Origin of the sequence: Mongoliitalea lutea (assembly GCF_014652135.1) — a bacterium.
GTDB classification, from domain to species: domain Bacteria; phylum Bacteroidota; class Bacteroidia; order Cytophagales; family Cyclobacteriaceae; genus Mongoliitalea; species Mongoliitalea lutea.
The window spans coordinates 110,665-131,650 of sequence record NZ_BMYF01000006.1; the positions used below are offsets into that span (position 1 = coordinate 110,665).

The following is a 20,986-nucleotide window of genomic DNA, read 5'->3' on the forward strand; positions in this document are numbered from 1 at the left end:
AATTTCAAGAGCCTATAACTCATCACTGAAATCATCTCGATACATATTGTTAGTAGAAAGGTAGAGGCCCGCTTTGCCAACGAGGAAGTTATCTGAAGAATGTACTTCATAGGCTTCAAATAGGTGTTCTGCCAGGACATTCAACTCCTTATCCAAAACCATAATCCCTGTTACTGGTCGGGACCGCTCCATCAAGCGTAACTGAGTTGGATCTTAAAAATCCCGGTATTTAAACCTAAATTTTTAAATATTATTTTTTTATATGAAAGGATATAGTTATCATTACTGATCACTAAAAAAATAATAATGAAAAAAATCTATCCCCCCCCCTTAATTTTGCAATACTAAAGAAACAGGTTTTTGAAAAGCTTTTATTGTTTATTGTTTGTGTGTTGTTTTTATCATCTTGTTTACCTGAAAATTTTGAGGAACCAAACCTGAACAATTCAGAGGTTTTAAAAGCAAAACAATGGTTTGAGTCGCAAGATCTCAAAAACCTACCTGGAACAGAATCTAAAAATGCTAGAGTATCAAATTCAGCAACTCCTTATAGATGCGGGTTTCAAATCAAAAATGGATACGCTCAAAAATGCCGCAAATAATTTAGATTATGAAATTGGCTATAAAATGAACAGAAATTCTGATGGTACTTTTAGTTATGAGTACGTTCAAGGACTCCCTAATTCTGGCAGTCTAGATGGATTAGTAGTAAATTCCCCTTTAGATGGACTAATCCATAGTCATAACCAAGGGACTGATATGCTTTCTATATTTTCGTTAGCGGATATTTTTACGCTTGGAGCCTTAGTTCAAGGGAATTTGATCAACAATATTGACAATTTCGTATTTGGNGCCAAATACTGGAGAAATACTTTTTGATGTAAATTCACCTTTAGACGGATTCATTCATAGTCATTACCAAGGGACTGATATGCTTTCTATATTTTCGTTAGCGGATATTTTTACGCTTGGAGCCTTAGTTCAAGGGAATTTGATCAACAATATTGACAATTTCGTATTTGGAGTAGTTACCTCTACTGATACCTACCTTTTGAGTATAGATAATGTGAATAGCTTTTTAGGCTACTTCTCTGCAAATCAAATTGATCCAACTAATGAAAACCACTTAAATTTATATGAATTTGAATTTTTAATATTTGTAAATTCACAAAACTCAGCTCTTCAAAATGAGATAGGGCTTATAAATTTCATCAACGAAAAAAACTTAGGTTTATCTGTGATTAAAGGTGATCCCAATAGTTTTAATTCTTGGAATAAAATAAGTACAAATAGAGGAAAAACTAACACTATAATTGTAAATTGTAACTAATCATGAGAACACTCAAAATAATTTTAATATATTCCCTTCTAATTATTATAATACCTTTTAGCATAATTAATGCTCAAAGTATAACTGAGAAAGAAATATTATCAAGCTTAGAAGGAAAGTGGATTTATACAAATGATAAAATTGAATTCACTGTAATGCTAGTTCAAAAAAACTTAAAGTTTTCTGATTGGGAAAAAAATTATGTTTTAGGAAATTGTAAATTAAAAGTTGATGGAGAAATTATCTATGATTTTCTAAGCTTGGCTGATAGATATAATACTAAACCTTCCTTTGACTTTAATGAAATAATTGATCTAAAGTACCCTGATTTATTACCCAATATAATTCTTGATTTAAAAGATGAAAGGATCACTGGTAGTTTTATGGTATATGAAGTGACAAAACCAATAACAATGTCAGTTTCCTTTGATAATGAGAATCTTATTTGGGATTTTAAAAATTTCTCCTCTAAAGGAAAAATTGACCCTGACCACATTCCAAAGGTACCCTCAACTTGGGTATTGCAAAGAGTAGAAGAATAGAACATAACATCAAAAGTACCCTTAATTCATTTGGATTAAGGGTACTTTTTTATTCAAAATGAGCTATTCTCGAATTGTATGTCAGAAGCTTATAGCTCATCACCTCATCACTGAAATCATCTCGACTCATATTATTGGTAGAAACATACAGGCCCACTTTGCCAACGAGGAAGTTATCTGAAGAATGTACTCCAAAGGCTTCAAATAGGTGTTCTGCTAAGACATTCAACTCCTTATCCAAAACCATAATCTCTTTCAATGGTCGGGATCGCTCCATCAAGCGTAACTGAGTTGGATCTTAAAAATCCCGGTATTTAAACCTAAATTTTTAAATATTATTTTTTTATATGAAAGGATATAGTTATCATTACTGATCACTAAAAAAATAATAATGAAAAAAATCTATCCCCCCCCCTTAATTTTGCAATACTAAAGAAACAGGTTTTTGAAAAGCTTTTATTGTTTATTGTTTGTGTGTTGTTTTTATCATCTTGTTTACCTGAAAATTTTGAGGAACCAAACCTGAACAATTCAGAGGTTTTAAAAGCAAAACAATGGTTTGAGTCGCAAGATCTCAAAAACCTACCTGGAACAGAATCTAAAAATGCTAGAGTAACAAATCCAGAAACTCCTTATAGATGCGGGTTTCAAATCAAAAATGGATACGCTCAAAAATGCCGCAAATAATTTAGATTATGAAATTGGCTATAAAATGAACAGAAATGCTGATGGTACTTTCAGTTATGAGTATGTTCAAGGACTCCCTAACTCTGGCAGTCTAGATGGATTAGTAGTAAATTGCCCTTTAGATGGACTAATCCATAATCATAATCAAGGGCCTGATATGCTTTCTATTTTTTCGTTTTCTGATATAAACTATTTAAGTTACTTGTTTAGTGAAGGTTACATCAATAACATAGACAATTTTGTTTTCGGAGTTGTGACTGATGAAGGGACATATCTTTTAAGCATTTCTGATCCAAATGCGTTTTCAAATTTATCCTCAGAATTGAGTATTTTAGAAAGTATATATGATATTTATGTTAAGCCTGAGAACTCTGGATTACAAAATGAAATTGGGTTACTTCAATTTCTTAAAACTACAAATTCTGGGCTTTCACTGTACAAAGGTGATTTATCAAACTTTAACACTTGGAACAAAATTGGAACAAATAGACAGCATACAAACATTATCAACTTAAACTGCAACTGATCATGAAATACTCAGTAAATATATTATTAATAATTATTTTCATTGCTTTGCCTTTTGGTAAAAGCAATGCTCAATCTGATATACAAGAGGAAAAATTGAAAGATTTGGAAGGAACTTGGATTTATAGAGATGAGAGAATTGACTTTGAAGTTATTTTACGAAATAAAAAAATTAATGAAACACCTGAGAAACCATTTCTTTTTGGCTTTATTAAATTGGTAGTAAATGGACATCAAGTTTATAATAATTTAGAATTCGTAGAATTTTTAGAATCAAAAGGCAGTTTTGATTTTTATGAAATTTTCGATGGAAGGGGTGATCGGAAAAAAATTCCTACAGTTATATTTTCATCTGATGATAATGGAATTTCTGGAAGTTTTCAAATTCTTGATAAGGTAAAAGCTATTCATATCAATGTAAAAGTCAATGAAAATGAATTGATTTGGAATTTTAAACGTTTTGTGACCCCTGTTAATGAAGTTGACCAAGATCACATTCCTGCCGTCCCATCAACTTGGGTATTGCAAAGAGTAGAAGAATAGAACATAACATCAAAAGTATCCTTAATTCATTTGGATTAAGGGTACTTTTTTATTTAAAATGAGCTATTCTCGAATTGTATGTCAGAAGCCTATAGCTCATCACCTCATCACTGAAATCATCTCGATTCATATTGTTAGTAGAAAGGTAGAGGCCCGCTTTGCCCATGAGAAGTAAGATAGTTTTTTCCCCTGTTCCCAGTAATCCAAAGCATAGTAAACCTCATGCCATGTGGCCTTATCATTGGTTAAACTAGCACTGTAAACCAGTGATTGTTTTTGGATATCACTTGTACTCATCCGATGATGGTCCATGAGAAATGGCTGTGCCCCATGAACTCTATCATGAGATATAAAAAGTGGAATCATGCTTCCATTTCCTATATGAGAAACTCTATAGTTTCCCTCGGGTAAGGTCTGTTCCCAAAGCAATTCACCATTAAAATTAATCATGCCCAAAGCAGGAGGGTAAAATGTAACAAAAATGGAATCATTTCCTATTAAAGTTCCTCCAGTAAAGCGCCTTGACCGTTTTTCGTTGTCAAATTCAAGAGGGATAGTAAGTTTGAGTTTTCCTTCTGGAAATGAAGAAATCTGAAGTTTTTTAATGACATGATTGTAAATCATTACATGCTCTCCCGAATCTGAGTCAAAAAGGTGAATCATTCCAGGGTTGGAGGAGGCGAAGTCAATAGTCGGAACTTCTATGGTTTCGGGGGATAGTTTGATGGTCACCGCAGTTTTCTGATTGTTCCCCGAAGAACAAGCTGCCATAACTAGTAAAATCAGATAACGTGATAGATTTTTCACAAAAACTTCTAAAAATTGAGAAAATTGAATCATCATAAAATTTAATTTTTCTAAACTAAAAAATAAATGTCAAACTAAAAAATTGTTTCCTCCCTTGCGGCCTGGCCCCTCACTAAAAATGTTCACTGAACATTTTCTCAACGTTCGGTCCTCTAAAATCTAAAATCTAAAATCTGAAATCTCAAACCAACTCCATCCCAAACAACTCTACCAAGTGATTTCTGACTTTTTCCTTGACTTCTGACTCATCCACCGCTCTTCCCAATTCTAGATGTAAGGAAGTTACGGCCTTATCGGCGATGCCACAGGGGACAATATTGCCAAAATAAGAGAGGTCAGCATTGACATTAAAGGCAAAGCCGTGCATGGTGACCCAGCGGCTGGATTTGACTCCCATGGCGCAGATTTTCCGTGGATTCTTTTGTTCCACATGATCTAACCATACACCAGTGAGTCCATTAATTCTCCCAGCGGCTATGCCATAATCAGCTAAGGTCAGAATGATGGCTTCTTCCAGCAATCGTAAATACTTGTGGATATCGGTAAAAAAGTTTTCCAAATCCAAGATGGGATAGCCTACCAATTGGCCGGGTCCATGATAGGTGATGTCACCCCCTCGGTTGATTTTGTAAAAAGTAGCATGCTTTTCTTCTAAACCTTTTTCGTCCAATAAGAGGTGTGAAAGTTCACCGCTTTTACCCAAGGTGTATACATGAGGGTGCTCCACAAAAAGCAGGTAGTTTTCCGTAGCTACCTGTGCTTCTGGAGCTGCTTTTCTATTGTCTATCTTTTGGTTGACAATACTTCCAAAGATGGATTCTTGATAATCCCAACATTCTTTGTAGTCCTGTAGTCCAAGGTCTAGAAATTTTACTTTTTTATTGATAACTTGATTCACGGATTTGAAGGAGTTTTGGGAAAAACATGTGTAGGGATAGAATAGTTCTGACTTATCTCCACGAATTGTTTGGGTTTTATTTTCAAAAGTAACAATAATACCGATGGCAGCGCACAACGAGCAAGGAAAGCTTGCAGAAGAATTGACCAAGGATTGGTTAACGGGCAAGGGCTATATTTTCAGAGATGCCAACTACAGGCATGCTCATGCAGAGATAGACTTGATTTTTGAGTATCAAGGGCTATTGGTTTTTGTAGAAGTGAAGTTTAGAAGTGGTACGGGATTTGGCTATGCCGAGGAATTTGTAGACTACACCAAGCGGAAGCTCCTTGTCAAAGCTGCAGACCATTATATTCATCAAAAAGATTGGCATAAGGATATTCGCTTTGATATAGTCGGGGTGTACAAGGATCAAAGCAACAATTACCATTTCAAGCATTTTGAGGATGCTTTTTATTGACTATCTTCTTCTGATGGTCCTTTTTGGTCTGTGGGTTTGATTACTGATTCTTTGATTACTCCAGGATAGGATTTGATATGTAGGTCGCGCTGAGGGAAAGGAATTTCAATGTTATTTGTCTTAAAAGACTTGAATATAGCGCGCATGACTTCATCCCGGATGATGATCCATACATCAATATCATCCACCCAAAATAGCACTCGGAAATTTATTGAGTTATCTGCAAAGGTTTGTAAATATACTCTTGGTACAGGTAGTGTCAAGATTCCTTCTCGTGTCAGTTGCTCATAGATGAGTTGTGTGACTAGATCAGGATCTGATTGATAGCCGACTCCAATAATTAATTCAACCCTTCTTTTTTTATCTGAAAGCGTCCAGTTGGTCAGTTGTTGTGCTAGTAGGTCTCCGTTGGGGATAATGATTTCTGCCCCATCGTAATTTTTGATTTTGGATGCACGGATCCCTATATCACTTACGGTTCCTTCTATAGTGCCTACCTGAATGATATCGCCAATTTCTATGGGTTTTTCGAAAGCTAAAATAATGCCCGAAACTAAGTTATTGACAATAGTCTGAAGACCAAAACCAATTCCAACTGACAAAGCGCCCAAGACTATGGCTATTTTATCTACCGGAATGCCAGATGCTGCTATAGCAATCAGAAAGCCAACAGAAAGCACCCCCAGTCGTAATAAAAGGATTGCAGAACCCAGTCTTTTTTTCTTTGCCGCGGCATATTGTTGGTCTTTGATAGAAGCAAAATATGCTACGTTATTGGCTAAAAAGGAGGAAATATAGACCACTAAAATAAACACCGCTACTTGCCCAAAGGTAAAAGAGGCATTGAGGATGTTGCGAGGTTTGGCTAGGGAATTCCCGATTGCTTCCAAAAGCGTATCAAGCAAGGAAAGACTTTCAAAGAAATAATACCCCCAAATGGCGATGGCTAATAGGGAAAAAAGCTTGGTAATTCTTTGTTGGATATCTTTAAAATCAATCATGGAGGTAAACTCTGATTGATTTTTTCGACTGACTTCTATTTGGAGGTAAATCATTTCTTTGATTACGATCAGAAAAACCAACAAACTCACCGCATGCATGAGGCTGAGGGTTGCAGTAATCCCGAGCATTTTTGCTAAGCTGAATCTCCCCAGAATATTTGCTAAAATGGCTACTGCTTGGAAGCCAATGTATACGTTGGTGATTTTACTCAGATAAGGGGGAAGTGAGTTTTCTGCATCCGTTGCAATAACTTTTTTCAGTTGTAAGCCTAATAGGATTGCTATAATACCAAAGGCTAATAAATACCAGCGTTCATTGTAGCTAATCTCCCAATAAAGATTGCTGATTAAGCTAAATACAAATAAGATAAATAAACCACCCCATACTTTCAAGGCGGGTTTATTGATACGATTGGTGAGTAATATTCCTGAAAAAGAGACCATAAAGAATAGAATAACAGCAAAAAGTGTCACAGGTGGATTGGTGAAAAAGAAAGGTGAAATAGCCAATATTAGCAAAGAAGAAGCAACTAAGGTGAATTTGTGAATGTAAACCAGCCTTCCCAGTATGATAGAGGCAAATTCTTTTTCTTGTTCGATTTTTTTGATGTTCGTACTAGTCCACCAATAGAGTACCCCGATGGAGGTCAATAGGAAAAATAAAACTCCCATGTGGCTGGTGATGTAGCGGGAAACGATCAATCCGTTGAACCTTAGGGAAGCTTTGAAAATATCGAGGAGACGTTCTGTGTCTGGAAAATCCCTTTTTTCCCATAGGTAGTTGTTTTCTTTATCAAGTAAGCTCCTTTCAAGAGTTCTCCGTTGGGATTGTATTCGTTCTCCAACCAATGCTAGATTAATGCTTACTCTGGATATTCTGCTAAGGTAATTGGCATTGACCATGCGAGCTTCCTGAAGGGATTTTTCTAGTTGCCCTAATTTTTTAGAAAGGTCTTTCTTGGCTTGGGTATATTCTTCAAATCCAATGGTACTTTCCTTGCCCAACTGCCAAATTCCATCCGTCTTAATGGAATCAACGACTGTTCGAAATCCTAAAAGTTGCTCCATTTTAACCAAGACTGGCTTTTCGGCTTCATTCAATTGTGATTTGATACCAGAAAGTAAATTGTCCAAGGCATTGATGTAGCGAAGATTGATCCGAGACTCCTGACTGTCAAGCCGTGACTGAATGACAGTTGCTATTCGTTCGGCACTTGGCAAAATGTCAGCGAGTATTGTAGTGTCTACTTCAGCCTCCAAACCTCTGATGATGGAATTGATGGCAATATTGAACTGTTGAATTCTCTTAATATTTTGCTCCAAGCTAGCTTGAGGAGCTTGGACTGTTTCTGTATTTCCTTGGGTAAGGACTTGCTGAGATGATACCTGCCCCAACAAAAGTTGCTGAGCGAGTATTAATTGAAGGGTAAGGACTACTAAAAAAAGCCTTTGCAGCATATTTTTTTCTTTAAATGTAAACAGAATTCCACAAAGTTTTAAAATGTTAGAAACTTGAGCTATTATTTTTTGTTATACCTTAGCAACAATCGGCAAGCACTGTTCTCACGTTAAAGCTTGTTAAACTCCCTGACATAAAATTAAATTTGCTTGGTTTTTGATTGCGGTAGCTTAGTGATTTACGTACAAAATTAAGAACTTAAATTTACAGGATATGAATAAAGGTCAGTTTTTCCTAGGTATCATTGTCGCCTCTATGATCGGAGGCATCATAGCCTTGGCAGGGGCAAGCTACCTGTCCAAGCAAAATTCGGCAACCAATTTTACGGATAAGCAAAACACCAGTTTGGTCAATTGGCTTTCGGATGATAAGTTTATTGTGCCAGAAGGGATCAATTTTGTAGCCTCTGCAGAGCAAGTAACACCCGCAGTTGTCCATGTCAAAAGTTCAGTTACCGTAGCTCAACAGCAAAGAGGTATGGATCCCCTAGAGGAGCTTTTTGGTTTTAGACAGCCAGATAGAAGAGGCGCCCCTAGGCAGGGACAGAGTTCAGGATCGGGTGTGATCATCTCTGAGGATGGGTATATAGTGACAAATAACCATGTCATAGAAAACGCTACAAAAGTAGATATCTCATTATCTGACAATACGCGCTACACTGCACGTGTCATAGGTACGGATCCTACCACTGATTTAGCATTATTAAAAGTGGAGGCCAAAGGCTTGCCATACGTGAAGTTTGGAGACTCAGATCAGGTGAAGGTTGGTGAGTGGGTATTGGCCGTGGGTAACCCATTTGACTTGACATCTACCGTTACTGCTGGGATCATTTCTGCGAAAGCGAGAAATATTGGGATTTTAAGAGATTTAGAAAATAACCTTCAGATTGAATCTTTCTTGCAGACAGATGCTGTGGTAAATCCTGGAAACTCTGGTGGTGCCTTGGTGAATCTTAAAGGAGAATTAATCGGTATCAATACAGCGATTGCCTCTCGTACAGGTACCTTCAATGGCTATGCATTTGCCGTGCCTACGTCTATTGTGAAAAAAGTAATGGATGATTTACTGGAATACGGTACTGTTCAAAGAGGTATTTTGGGAGTTACCATCAGAAATGTCAACCCTGAGCTGGAAGAGCAATTGAATAAGACTTTAGGAGTCTCTCGAGGTGTGTATGTTTCTGGTGTCAATGATGGTAGCGGAGGTGCAGAGGCTGGTTTGAAGGAAGGTGATATTATCGTTGGTATTGACGGTGTGGAAACAGAATCAGTAGCCCGACTGCAAGAAATGGTTGCAAGAAAGAGACCTGGAGACAAAGTAGAAGTTGCTTACTTAAGGAATGGAAAAGAAACAAAGGTAAAAGCAACATTGAAAAATATTTCAGGTGATACAAAGATTATCAGAAAGGAACTGCCGAAGCGTGCAACGTTTGAAGGGATCATATTTGAAGATGTCAAGGACGACTTGAAAAACCGCTTGAGTATTTCTGGTGGAGCTAGCATTATCAGTATCAATAATGAGGAATGGAGAAAATCAGGTGCTAAAGTTGGCTTTATCATTACTTCTGTAATTGGTTCAGATGGAAGATATAGAATTTCTGGTGCCGAAGATTTGAATAATGTACTTGCTGACAACAAAGGAGAAGAAGTAGTAATCCTTGGAGTATATCCTTCTGGTCAGGAGTATTACTTTGAAGTTAAAATCAAATAATTGATTGCAAAGAAATAAAAAGGCCGCTCAGTTGAAGAGCGGCCTTTTTTTTATCCGAATCATATAGAAGGTTTCGTAATTGAAGATCTATTGCGTATGTTGGGTTTAATGTACTTCCAATAGCATGAATTGATATGGTTCAAAGTGAAGGAATTCATGATCCATTCCTACCTCAAGTGTGACTCCGTTCCAGAGATCCAGTAATCTTTCTGGCTTTTCGGTATATTCACGGAAAGCATACCAGCTGATTTGAGTAGCATACGCGCTGAAGTTAAAAGCACCAAAGAAGCGTTTTCCTTCATGTTCCCGCAAAAAGACAGTCACATGGTTGCTTTGAGGACTGGACCAAACTAAATTTTTGAGGTCAGCTAGTTGTGGGAGCTGTTTACGGATAGCAATCAGCTTTTGTGTGCCTAGGTAAATCTTTTGTTCAACAGTGCCTTCAAGTTGAATATTGGCAGCTTTTTCCCAATCTATCAAAGGCCTGTGCATCCAGCGGTTATCGTAACTTTTGGCAGGATCATCATAGAAGCTGTAATCGTTGGTATAGCCAATCTCATCCCCGTAAAATAACATAGGCAATCCACCCAAAACTAGGGAGTGCGCCTGCATCAACAAAATCTTCTGAATGGATTCTTCAATTTTAGAGGTGTTGTTTGTTTCAAGTGCTACTTCCAAACCACATAAGGAAGCCAATGTTCCGCTGATACGGGCATCCCCTGTTTTCGGATTGAAGGAGAATAATGCTCCTTTGGAAGGACTGTTGGGGTAATTCCCCGAATAAAAGTCCGTGATGAATTTTCGGTGATGATAAGGATTCTTACCGATGCTCCGGATCATTTCATCTGTATAACCCAACCCAATATCATCATGGCATCGGGTGTAGGTGATCCAAGAAGTTCCATAAGGTTTTTGAAGCATCAAATGCTGTGCGCTCATCAATAATTCAGTGTCCCCGGTTGCTAAAGTATCCCATTGCAAGGCCATATGCGTTGCGTTATAGGCAAAATCACATTCTTTGGCAGTATATTCACCTGTGCCAAAATACTTGATGATTTCCTGAGGAGCGACGATCGCCTCACCCAAGAGCGCCATGCCAGGTGCAGCTACCAATACACAATGTTTGATGAGTTGCAAAAGACTATGTACTTGAGGAAGGTTTTGACTGGTGGTGCCCGTTTGTTTCCAGATAAAAGCAGGAGCATCTACACGTAGTACATCTACACCCAAATTGGCATAAAAAAGAACATTGTCCACCATTTCTTTCAATACGATAGGATTCATGTAATTCAAATCCCATTGGTAATTGTGAAATACTGTCATCACCCATCGGTTGCATTCGGGAACCCATGTGAAGTTGCCCGGAGCTCCCTCAGGGAAGATTTCTGGCATGCTTTGTTCGTACTGATTGGGTATCCATCGATTATCGTACATGTAGAAGAAGCTCTGATAGTAGGGATCACCCGCTTTCGCTTTTTCCGCCCATTCGTGTTTGTGGGAAGTGTGATTCAGTACGATGTCCAACATCAGGTACATGCCTTTTTCATGCATGAGTTTACGCAACTTTTCCAAATCCTGTAAGTTTCCGAATTTTGCATCTACTTTTCGGAAATTGGAGACAGCATAACCTCCATCACTTTCTCCTTCTGGACTTTCAAATAGCGGCATCAGGTGTAGGAAATTTACGCCCAAATCCTCTAAATAGGGGAGTTTGGATGGCATATCTTGCAGCTTACCTGCAAATCTGTCCACATACAAGCTCATTCCTACAATTTCATTACTCAAAAACCAATGGTCTTTTGTTGCTTTCTCTTTATCTCTCGCTTGTAGATCATTAGCACGATTTTGACCCTGCTGAATGACTTGGACTATCAGTAATTCAAATTGCTCATCCTTTTGAGGGTGGGTGCTGTAGAGCTCATAAAATAGTTTGCCAATCACTTCCAAATGAGTTTCCAATCGTTGGATGATGGGAGTGTCTTTTGGATGGATGTTTAGCGCATATTTAGCAATGATTCGGAGAATGAAATCATTTTGGATGATCGTCGATGGCATAATTGATGGTTGGTAGAAAGAATGAATAGTGTTTAATTTTTTTTAATGTCCCCCTCCCATAGGGGCCTTGGTAGTATCTACGTCGTGCGTTTCTTTGATGCGGAGCACTGCCGCAGCCGCTCCAAGCAATAGTAGACCGGCAAATAGGATGGCAGTTCCCGGATCATTGCCCAAGAAGTGTTTGGAAATAAATCCAAAGGTCAATGTTTGTAGAATCATGGGGATTACAATCATCATGTTGATGATGCCCATGTACACGCCGTAGCGTTCTTTTGGAATTTCATTCACTACCAATAAGTAAGGAATTCCCATCATACTTGCCCACGCTATTCCAAATCCTGTCATTGGGGCAAATAGTAAATATTTATTTTCAATAAAGGGGAAAATCAATAAGCCAACTCCAGCCATGATCAAACAAACGAAGTGCACTTTTCGAGGCCCATATTTCTTGGCAACCCCCACGAGTCCAAATGCTGTAAGGAAGGTGACAATATTGTACCAGCCATTTACGAGACCTGTCCAGCCTACGGCCTCTTCAAAAAGCTTCATGTCAGCGGTAGGAGATGTTTTCCAGACAGATTGTGCAATACTTTTTGCTGCATTCTGCCAGTAAACAAATAGCGCATACCACTGAAATAAATACACCAAGGCAAGCTGCCACATCACTTTAGGCATGACAACTATAGAATTGACAATTTCCAAGTTTTGCCCAAAAAGCACAGAGAGTCTTGGGTTATTTTCGATCGCATCAATTTGTCTTTTGATCAGCCCGCGTGAAAAAATAGAGGGTATCAATAAAAGCGCGAAATAAATGTAAATCAATAAGGATGTGATGATAGACAAGAAAAACTGAATCACCAGGTTTGGTTTGCCTTCTTGATGTTTTCGTAATTCTTTCAATTCTTCTTCTGTGGGTGGAATTTCAGTGGTTTTTGAGATACTCCACATAACCGATGTGATGGAACAGATGGTCCCCAAAAAGAAGGAAGCATACACCCATACAGGCAAAGAACCAGCTGTACCAGGGATGTATTTTTGAAAAACAAAGAGAGAAACATTGGCCAAAGTAATTCCCAGCCCGGTGAAAAAACTTTGGGTTAGAAATCCTTTGGCAAATTGATCTTCGGGCATGGTGTCTGCAATTAAAGCCCGGTAAGGCTCCATAGCAGTATTGTTAGCAGCATCCAATACCCAGAGTAATCCAGCAGCCATCCAAAGACTGCTACTGAACGGATAAAGAAATAGGCAAATACTACAAAAAACAGCACCGATAAAAAAGTAAGGCTTCCTTCGGCCAAACCTTGAAGACCATGTTTTGTCACTCAAGGCTCCAATGATGGGTTGAATCAAGAGACCTGTCATGGGGCCTGCTAAATTCAGAATAGGAATTTCATGTGGTTGCGCCCCCAACATATCATAGATGGGGTTGACAGCACTTTGCTGCAAGCCAAAGCTGTATTGAATGCCGAAAAACCCGACATTCATGTTGATAATTTGACTAAAGGATAAACGAGCTTTTTGGTTCATCTTGGGTTGTATGGGTTTAATATGTGGTAGCGCATTGTTGGCAAGCCACTCAACCCTACCAAATTATAAAAAAATATTTGGAGTTTGATATACTTAGGCTTTTGAAAACCCCTAGAAAAGTGGCTTTAAAGCCTGTTTTTTAGTGAAAAATTAGGTTTTCGGGAAGTCTAAAACGTTTGCGGAGAAGTGGGGGATTTTTTAAAAAATTTAAATCTTTTTTTCAAAGGAACCATTGACTTCGTACTACGGTAGATAAATAGTTGTTTACTTTTTTTATAAAACATCTAAATTAACTTTACAAAAATCGTAAAGTTTAGTAAATTTAACCTATGGTAGTTGTGGAGGTATCTACTGGAAAAAGGTTGAAGGCATTAGTATTGCCTGTAGAAGCTAATGATTTTAAATCTTTAAATAAGTCAATGTATTTCTTTAATTGGAAAGAGGAGCGGGGTTACGAAATTTATAAGTTGATTATAGTAGGGCAATTAGAAATATTGGGACTTATTTCATTTGAGAAAATTCCCTTTGAATGGAGGTATCATATCAGGTTACTCTCAGCTTCTAAAAAAAATGTCGGAAAACAGAAACAGTATGACTATGTTATTGGGAATCTTCTTGCCCATGTGGGCAAAATTGCGGTAGCTGATTTTGGGGAAATGGCCTGCATTTCACTTAAGCCAAAGACTGCGATAATTGATCATTACAGGAAAAAATATAAGATGCAAGTCACTGGTTCAACGTTGAGTTTAGAGGTGCCTGAGTTAATTAATTTAATTAATGAGTATGATCATGATGAAAAATAGGAGTCAAAATAAAATGGATTTTGAATTTGGGATAGATTCAAGGTATTCTTCCAAGGAAGAAAGGGATGGCGATGCTATTATTTTAATGGAAGCACGGCTTAAACGCATGAAAAACCTTTCTAAAGAGGAGATTATACGTGCGAAGCTGATTCAGTTAAAAATTAAAATGGAGGAATGTCTTAGCAATGATCATAAAAATCAGAGTCAAAGCTTTAGTCAATTTCTAGCCCATTATGTAGACTCTATGTATTCGCGAAGAAATGATTTTGCTAGGGATCTCGGTGTGTCTCCAGTTATTTTAAGTCAAACAATCAATGGTCACCGGGAGCCTAGTAAAGAATTTATTTTAAGGTTGATGATTCATTCTGAGAAGGTTTACCAAAGTGTCACTAAGTTTAATCACGAAATTTGGTATCAGATTTTTTTGAATGAAAAGTTAAGGGAAACAATGGAGGCAGAAGATAGCTGGAAGTCTGAATTAGAAAATGAAGTTAAAATGCCTGAATTTATTTTGTAACGACTTAACCGACTCCTCAGCTGTAATGTAAGTGCCCTCATCTTCTTGCAATCGTTCTTCCAGATGAGTTAATTCAACCAACTCCCATCACATCAAGAGACTCTTCAAAATGCGATGGGAGTAGTTTTATCATTTAAACTTCGTTATTTAAGAGAATCGCATCTAAATCCTCTCCTGGCAGTGCGATGATGGATTCACTTGCTTCATCCCATGCTATTTTTCTGCCAATTTTATAGGAAAGCCCTGCCATGTGGGCCGCTATGGCTTCTTCAAATCCTTCCTGAATACCACAACTTGGCTCTCCTCCATTTCGGATACAGCTCAGCCATTCGCGTATATGTAAAAAGGTAGAGTCCACTCTTTTTCCATCCCGGTACGTCCATAATAAGCCTTTGTCCGCAAAGTATTTGGCTGTAGCGGAGGTGACGGCATCCACTCCACTGACTGCACTAGGGTCATATTGGAATATGGGTACGTTGGGGTCGATTCTTCCTTCCTCTATCAAGTCACGGTACTTGGTTGATCTAGGGTCTGCGTAGATGCTCAGCGTATTGCCTAGTTTCATACTGGCATCATGGCCCATCAATACGGTTCCTCTTTCGAATTGATTTCCTAAAGTAGCACTGTAGACGAGGGTCATGCCGTTTTCTTTCGATTCTCGCTGTGTTCCCCCCGTACTAAACTCCGGAAACTCCATGTTGACATGCATGACGTCGGGAACATTTCTGCCATCTCTGTGCGTGTAAATTCCTCCTGATGCTGTCACATATTTGGGAATGCCCATTTTCAAAATGCAATTGATTCGGTCGTAATCATGGGTCAATAAGTCGCCTGACAAACCGGAACCATAAGCCCACCACTTTCTCCATCTGAAAAAATGCTCGACGTTAAAAGGTACCTGAGGAGCTGTTCCCAAGAAAGCATTCCAGTCAATTGTTTCAGGAGATGCTTCTGGATGTATATCGTATTGCCAGGCTCCATTATCATCGTTACGGTTGGTAGTAGTCATGATCAGGGAAACATGTCCAAGGGTGTTTTTTTCCAGAGCATCCATAGCAGTGAGGAAACTTTGGGTTTGACGGTGCTGATGACCTACCGCAAAAACAGCTTTCGGATTTTTTCTGCAAGCTTCCCGCAAGGTGTATGTTTCCGCTATGGTATGTGTCATAGGTTTTTCTAAATACACATGAATTCCAGCTTCTATGGCTGCTTGGGCCATAGGGGCATGCCAATGGTCAGGAGTAGCGATGATAACTGCATCAATTTCCCCACTATGGATCATATCCAGGTAAGTATCGTAGCGCTTACAGGTGTTGTCATTGGTATTGAATGATCTGAGGGCATTTTCAGCCCTTACATCAAAGATGTCACAAATACCGCTAAGCTTTACGTTAAGGCTTTCCTGTGCTTTGAAATCTGCCAATCGCATATCATTTGGATTCTTGCGCTCATTTTCTGCCATCTCTTCCAACCACTCATTCGTTGCAAGGCCTAGGGAGCGCATCAACTGCTCTCCTCTGATACCAAAGCCAATCACCCCAATCCTTAAAGGTTCACCGCTCATGGGGCCACTTTCGGGTGGAGGGGTGGCTTTGATGTTGAGTTTTTCTAGTAGAAAATCTCGCTCTAGCTTGCTTTTTTTATCATGATTGACGCCTGCAAACCAAACTGCTCCTAAAATGGGAATGCCCCCAAGGCTTTTCAATAAATCCCTTCTGGAAAATCCTTTGAATAATTTTTTATCCTCTGCCATGGTCTTTGCTCGTTAGGTGGTGGATGGGGTGATTTCTTTTTTGACAAATAGCCGATCTATGCCAACAAATGAAGAAGTGGGAAACAGGAATATGACAAATAGTGCAGCTGCTTCGATCAGGTTTTTATTGATGATCCAATAACTGCCCTCACTAGGTCCTAGTGGATAGCCAGGAAATGGAGGGTGGGCCAAGTAATAAAAAAGCAGTAATCCTATTCCGATGAGACTGCCCCAGCTACTTTTAAATCCTAATAAGAGACTTACACCTACAAAGATCAAGGCAGCGATATTTAGGGTGTCGGTTACGGCTATCATGGAGTCTGAGGCCAACCAGCCAAAGAATCCTTCCATATAGGTTGCACTGAGCAGGTAGCCTTTGGCTGTCCAGGAAGGGTTGTACAATTTGATGACCCCTTCATAAAGAAAATGCCAGCCAATCAATATCCTGAGCAGGACCAAACTGACTAGCTGAATTTGGTTGAAATTGAGTTTATCGTTCATAGTCTGAGTAAATAGATTGAAAGTACGATATTACTGACTTTTAAAAACAAAAAACCTGATGAAAATCAGGTTTTTATATGATTGTGGTAGCGTTGGTTTACTTAATCTTGTATTTCAGTCACTCTTTTGGATAAATTACTGGTACGTTGAATGAATTGGTCAATGCTTCTTAACTCTGAATCGACAAAATGACCTTTATCCCTTAGGCTGCTGAGGTGCTGCCGATACTTGCTAAATGCCTCAATTGCTTTGTCAAATTCTCCCAAGCGTTGATAAATCAGTCCTTCTTCTTTGTAGAGTTCGGGGAATTCTTCCCAGGATTTCGCTCGTCCTTTTTCAATATATGCTAAGGCTAGTTCATTGGACTCCAAATCGTTGTATTGTTTTCTGATGATTCGGCTCATCAAAAAATAATCCATGTCTGTAGTCAGTCCATGATCTTCCAATCGTTGAATCATATGGTAAGCTGTACCATAATGTTTGAAGTGAAACTGAGTCCAAGCAGCAACACTGATGGCAGGTGCAAGTTGGGTTATAAAAGCCACTTCGTCATAATTGACAACTTCTGGATACGTGTGTAAAAATTTTTGAGCCGTTTGTTTGGCTATTATCCGTTGTGCATTGTTATATTCAGCCCCTATATTACTTCGGGTATTTCTCGATAAAAAATATACAGAAGCACCTAAATCTGCCGCCAATCCATAATCATGCCATCTTCCAGTATTTACTTCGTCTACAGCCATGGCTGTAGCAGCGGCAACGGCCGTGATGGTACCCCAGATTCGCGCATTTCGTTCTGCTTTCAAGGCTCTGTTAAAATTAATCAGATTGTGTTCCAACACCACATGGGCAATATTCTCAGCAAGTAATTGGATAAGTTGCTCCTCAGTTTGTAAAGTAGCCAATAAGCCTGTTGTCAACACAATCATTCCATTGTCAAAAGCAAAACTGCTTTCTTCAGGGGATTTCAAAACCAAAATACTGAAGTTCCGTTGACGCTCTTTGAGCATTTCGAACGGGTGAATGGCCAATGTCAATTGATATAAATAATCGCTTAGCAATTCATCTTCAAAAATTAAGTTATTCTTTAAAGCAGTAGAATAGTAATCCATGGCATCTTCGTACAATTCTTGCCGCTTTTCTTTTTCCCAACCCACTTTGGTGATTTCATCAGCACGGTTGGTAAACCAAACTTCTTCCCAGAAGTCCATATCAGGGTTTAAAATTTCTATGCGATCCTCATCAATAAATTTACGATTACCATAACTGATATACCCATACTGTTTGGTTACGCCATCAAATTTCATTCGTTGGGATACTACAGTAATGGTATCCCCTGCAGCATGTTCACCTGCTGACCTGAGTAAGACACCCTTTAATTGGATCATATCCTGAGCACTAATCAGCCCTGTAAGCAATGCCAGGATAAAAGAGAGAGAATACTTAAGCATAGCTTCTATTGTTTGGTTAAGTTGACTTACGCAGAACTAAAGATGCTAGTTGTTAAGTTTTGGAATTTTTATTAAAAAAATTCTTTGTTAGTTGCAATAATAAAACACCATCCTCATAAAAGTCATAAAATTTAATTTGGTTTAGAAAAAACGCTTTACTTATTCTTAAGCTCGTCTATAACTTACGAAGCTTGATAACCTCCTCATCGCTTCTTGTATTCCCTCCAATGGCTGACTGGAAATTACCATTCGATACCAGCCTTTTTCAGAATGCCCAAAACCGTTGGTTGGTGTTAAAAGAATGCCTGTTTCATGGAAAATATCCAACCATAATTTTTCTTCTCCTGCTGCGGAATGTTCTTGAAGGAATTCACTCAGATTGGCCCATACAAATAAGCTTCCGTAAGAAGGGGTGTAAGGAATCTTTAAAGATTTGAGGGTATGGATTATAGCTGCATAATTTTCAGTCAGAGCAGCCTGAGAATGGGTAATAAACCGATCCATAAATGCAGTGTCTGTTAATACTTCCTGCATCAGCCATTGGGTATAATTGGAGATCGCATGCGACAAACCAACATTTCGGTAACCCTTGATCAATTCTTGGTTGTGTGAGTACATGGCACCAACCCTAAAACCGGAAATTCCTAAATCCTTGGAAAAGGAATACCAAAAATGCAGGAAGGGACTTTTTCTCTCCTCAATTACTTGAAGGAATGAATGAAAACAGTCATCCGTTGGATAATCTTTTGTGATAGTAGGATGTTGGGTGTCTATCAAAGACATGCCGTATATCTCATTCACTATCATATGCACTTCATTCGAAATGCACCAATCCGCCAGCTGATTTAATTCTTGTAGTGTATAGATTTTTCCCGTAGGATTATCAGGCTGGGTTAAAATCAATAGTTTACATTCACTTCCCGAGGCTTTGATGGAACTTTTGGCTTCATCAAGTTTGACTAGAGAAATCGCTTTGCCCATTTCAACTTGTAGATCGTATCGTTCCACTCCCGAAAAAACTTGTAAGTCAGCCGTGTAAACCGGATAGCTGGGGGCTGGTATGACTGCTGTATCTCCTGGGTTTGCTAACAAAAAACTGCTCATTTCAATGACTGCCGTAGCCCCTGCTGAGCATGCTAAATTTGCTGGATCTAATGGTTTGACCTTCAAAAAGCGCTCAAAATAGCCACATACAGCCTCACGGAATGAAAGTACCCCAGCTGGGTCTCCATAACTCGAAGTCCAATCCGTCAACGTTTGCTGTCGGCATATGTGTTGGATTTTCTCATGTAATAATTCCCATCCTAAGTGGTTTTCAGCCATGTTCATTGGGATAGCACCTGTTGGATTCTTCTCAGGATGATAGGGGTTTTCCAGCACTTGGTAATATAAGTCTAGATCTACCCGCATGGCATTTGCTGCTGCTTTTATTCCTCGTTTACTTAGATTGTTTGCTTGTTTCATGGTTGATTGCTGGTTGTAACTGGTTTTTTGTTGAGGGTCAAGATAGCAACGGTTGCCAAGATCAAGATAGTTCCCAACCAATCCATGCCAGTAAATAGGATTCCTAACCAAAACACGGCTGTAATGGCAGCAGATAAAGGCTCTACGCTGCACAATAAAGAAGCGGTTTGGGCACCAATCAGATTCAATGAATGTAAGAATATGGAAAAAGGAATGACTGTTCCGAAAACTATGATAAAGCCGACTGCTCCATAGGTTTCTATGTCCCAGATTCCACTCCAATACCAAGGCTGTGTATACAGTGCAAAGGTCACACCTCCAATAAGCATGCCCCAGGCTGTGACCGTATTAGAGGAAAATCTCCGTAAGAGTTGTACGGGTTGGATGGTATAAAATGCTAAAGCCAAGGCCGATAAAATACCCCAGATGATTGCAGCTTTGGAAATAACCAAACTCTCAATGGTCCCATGGGTGACCAGTAAAAAGATACCTATACTAGCCAAAACAAGCGCAGCATACTCTCGCCAAGTGGGCCATCTTCTGTATTTGATAGCATAAAAAGCCACCACAAATACAGGTCCGACATATTGGAGGATGGTAGCAGTGGCTGCATTGGAAAGAGAGATGCTATAGAAGTAGGTGTACTGCACGGTTACCATACCAATAGCGCCAAAGAGGAAAAGCTCAATCCCGTCTTTGGGTTTTTTCCAAATATGCTTAATATCAGTTCCAGCCTTGTTAAATCCATAGCTCAATAAAATGACACCTGCGATAAGCATTCGCCAAGTAACCAGCCAGTCGGGAGCAATGGATTTTACTTCAAATAAAAATTGGGCAACTGTACCGGAGATGCCCCACAATACTGCCGCTGTAAGGGCCATGATATAACCTGATACAGCTTTAGAGCTGCTTACTCGGACCATGTGATTCAAATTTCAGCGAATCTAAGGATT

At 38.8% G+C, this 20,986-nt stretch carries 19 protein-coding genes; 7 read left to right on the top strand and 12 right to left on the bottom strand.

What is annotated here, in order from left to right; translation table 11 throughout:
• Window positions 1-12 precede the first annotated feature (12 nt).
• Entirely contained in the window at window positions 13-192 is a 180-nt protein-coding gene (locus tag IE080_RS06370) for a hypothetical protein (protein ID WP_229800525.1), read from the bottom strand.
• Between the two features lie 1,140 nt (window positions 193-1,332).
• Here IE080_RS06370 and IE080_RS06385 point away from each other — a divergent pair.
• Entirely contained in the window at window positions 1,333-1,872 is a 540-nt protein-coding gene (locus IE080_RS06385; RefSeq protein WP_189579633.1) for a DUF6705 family protein, read from the top strand.
• Between the two features lie 49 nt (window positions 1,873-1,921).
• Here IE080_RS06385 and IE080_RS06390 read toward each other — a convergent pair whose 3' ends face one another.
• Window positions 1,922-2,149 (bottom strand): hypothetical protein, encoded by a 228-nt coding sequence (locus IE080_RS06390; protein WP_189579634.1) that lies wholly within the window; start codon window positions 2,147-2,149, stop codon window positions 1,922-1,924.
• Between the two features lie 381 nt (window positions 2,150-2,530).
• Between IE080_RS06390 and IE080_RS06395 the strand changes: the two genes are divergently transcribed.
• Both IE080_RS06395 and IE080_RS06400 read left to right on the top strand, forming a co-directional pair.
• Window positions 2,531-3,085: a hypothetical protein gene (locus IE080_RS06395; RefSeq protein ID WP_189579635.1), complete on the top strand. Its 555-nt coding sequence runs from the start codon at window positions 2,531-2,533 to the stop codon at window positions 3,083-3,085.
• A 2-nt stretch (window positions 3,086-3,087) separates the two neighbouring features.
• Window positions 3,088-3,627, top strand: a complete 540-nt coding sequence (locus tag IE080_RS06400) for a DUF6705 family protein (RefSeq protein WP_189579636.1) — start codon at window positions 3,088-3,090, stop codon at window positions 3,625-3,627.
• A gap of 126 nt (window positions 3,628-3,753) precedes the next feature.
• Here IE080_RS06400 and IE080_RS06405 read toward each other — a convergent pair whose 3' ends face one another.
• Together IE080_RS06405 and lipB are read right to left on the bottom strand one after the other, a co-directional pair.
• Window positions 3,754-4,470, bottom strand: a complete 717-nt coding sequence (locus tag IE080_RS06405; protein ID WP_229800526.1) for a hypothetical protein — start codon at window positions 4,468-4,470, stop codon at window positions 3,754-3,756.
• Window positions 4,471-4,615: 145 nt separating this feature from the next.
• Window positions 4,616-5,332 (bottom strand): lipoyl(octanoyl) transferase LipB, encoded by a 717-nt coding sequence (gene lipB, locus IE080_RS06410; RefSeq protein ID WP_189579637.1) that lies wholly within the window; start codon window positions 5,330-5,332, stop codon window positions 4,616-4,618.
• Window positions 5,333-5,435: 103 nt separating this feature from the next.
• On the opposite strand from lipB, the gene IE080_RS06415 reads away from it, so the two are divergent.
• Window positions 5,436-5,792, top strand: a complete 357-nt coding sequence (locus tag IE080_RS06415) for a YraN family protein (RefSeq protein ID WP_189579639.1) — start codon at window positions 5,436-5,438, stop codon at window positions 5,790-5,792.
• On the opposite strand, the gene IE080_RS06420 is transcribed toward IE080_RS06415, so the two are convergent.
• Window positions 5,786-8,251: a mechanosensitive ion channel family protein gene (locus tag IE080_RS06420; protein WP_189579640.1), complete on the bottom strand. Its 2,466-nt coding sequence runs from the start codon at window positions 8,249-8,251 to the stop codon at window positions 5,786-5,788. The genes IE080_RS06415 and IE080_RS06420 overlap by 7 nt on opposite strands.
• Window positions 8,252-8,465: 214 nt before the next feature.
• Here IE080_RS06420 and IE080_RS06425 point away from each other — a divergent pair, with 214 nt between their 5' ends.
• Window positions 8,466-9,962 (top strand): trypsin-like peptidase domain-containing protein, encoded by a 1,497-nt coding sequence (locus IE080_RS06425; RefSeq protein WP_189579642.1) that lies wholly within the window; start codon window positions 8,466-8,468, stop codon window positions 9,960-9,962.
• A gap of 105 nt (window positions 9,963-10,067) precedes the next feature.
• On the opposite strand, the gene IE080_RS06430 is transcribed toward IE080_RS06425, so the two are convergent.
• Together IE080_RS06430 and IE080_RS06435 are read right to left on the bottom strand one after the other, a co-directional pair.
• A complete protein-coding gene (locus tag IE080_RS06430; protein ID WP_189579644.1) occupies window positions 10,068-12,017 on the bottom strand; it encodes an amylosucrase in 1,950 nt (649 codons plus the stop codon).
• Window positions 12,018-12,059: 42 nt separating this feature from the next.
• Window positions 12,060-13,544, bottom strand: coding sequence for an MFS transporter (locus IE080_RS06435; protein WP_189579646.1), 1,485 nt, complete (start codon window positions 13,542-13,544; stop codon window positions 12,060-12,062).
• A gap of 329 nt (window positions 13,545-13,873) precedes the next feature.
• Here IE080_RS06435 and IE080_RS06440 point away from each other — a divergent pair, with 329 nt between their 5' ends.
• Together IE080_RS06440 and IE080_RS06445 are read left to right on the top strand one after the other, a co-directional pair.
• Complete coding sequence (locus IE080_RS06440) at window positions 13,874-14,347, top strand: N-acetyltransferase (protein ID WP_189579648.1); 474 nt, start codon at window positions 13,874-13,876, stop codon at window positions 14,345-14,347.
• Window positions 14,322-14,864 (top strand): hypothetical protein, encoded by a 543-nt coding sequence (locus IE080_RS06445; RefSeq protein ID WP_229800527.1) that lies wholly within the window; start codon window positions 14,322-14,324, stop codon window positions 14,862-14,864. Before IE080_RS06440 ends, IE080_RS06445 begins: the two co-directional genes overlap by 26 nt.
• A 133-nt stretch (window positions 14,865-14,997) precedes the next feature.
• Here IE080_RS06445 and IE080_RS06450 read toward each other — a convergent pair whose 3' ends face one another.
• From IE080_RS06450 to IE080_RS06470, 5 genes are all read right to left on the bottom strand, one after another.
• Entirely contained in the window at window positions 14,998-16,617 is a 1,620-nt protein-coding gene (locus tag IE080_RS06450) for a Gfo/Idh/MocA family protein (RefSeq protein ID WP_189579650.1), read from the bottom strand.
• Window positions 16,618-16,629: 12 nt separating this feature from the next.
• A complete protein-coding gene (locus IE080_RS06455) occupies window positions 16,630-17,118 on the bottom strand; it encodes a DoxX family membrane protein (RefSeq protein WP_189579651.1) in 489 nt (162 codons plus the stop codon).
• A gap of 101 nt (window positions 17,119-17,219) precedes the next feature.
• Window positions 17,220-18,569: a M48 family metalloprotease gene (locus IE080_RS06460; protein WP_189579652.1), complete on the bottom strand. Its 1,350-nt coding sequence runs from the start codon at window positions 18,567-18,569 to the stop codon at window positions 17,220-17,222.
• Between the two features lie 165 nt (window positions 18,570-18,734).
• Entirely contained in the window at window positions 18,735-20,033 is a 1,299-nt protein-coding gene (locus tag IE080_RS06465) for an aminotransferase class I/II-fold pyridoxal phosphate-dependent enzyme (RefSeq protein WP_189579653.1), read from the bottom strand.
• On the bottom strand, window positions 20,030-20,956 hold the full coding sequence (locus IE080_RS06470; protein ID WP_189579654.1) for a DMT family transporter: 927 nt from the start codon (window positions 20,954-20,956) through the stop codon (window positions 20,030-20,032). The genes IE080_RS06465 and IE080_RS06470 overlap by 4 nt, the downstream gene beginning before the upstream one ends.
• Between the last annotated feature and the right edge of the window lie 30 nt (window positions 20,957-20,986).